This is a genomic window from Magnetovibrio sp. PR-2, assembly GCF_036689815.1.
GTDB lineage: Bacteria > Pseudomonadota > Alphaproteobacteria > Rhodospirillales > Magnetovibrionaceae > Magnetovibrio.
The window spans coordinates 1-328 of record NZ_JBAHUR010000052.1 but is presented as its reverse complement, the minus strand read 5'-3'; the positions used below and the strand labels follow the sequence as shown (position 1 = coordinate 328).

The following is a 328-nucleotide window of genomic DNA, read 5'->3' as shown; positions in this document are numbered from 1 at the left end:
AAAAGACCATGGGCTCGCGCATCTCGGACATGACATTGCTGTCTACGGGTGAACAGATCGACGCGCAAAAGACCTACGTGGTCGGCGGCTGGGCCTCGGTCAACGAAGGCACCGAAGGCCCGCCCATTTACGACTTGGTGTCGGACCACATCCGCAAGAAGAAGGTCATCGACCTCAAACCCAACAACTCGATCAAAGTCGTGGGGGCTTAATCACACATGGATCCGTTTGACATCACCTACTGGGGCGCGTTCGGCGCGGGCATCTTAAGCTTTGCCTCGCCCTGCGTGCTGCCCTTGATCCCGGCTTATCTGTGCTTTTTGGGCGG

General features: G+C 57.6%; 1 pseudogene. It reads left to right on the top strand.

What is annotated here, in order from left to right:
- Positions 1 to 212: pseudogene (locus V5T82_RS18170) on the top strand (thiosulfohydrolase SoxB); the annotation flags it as partial.
- Positions 213 to 328 lie beyond the last annotated feature (116 nt).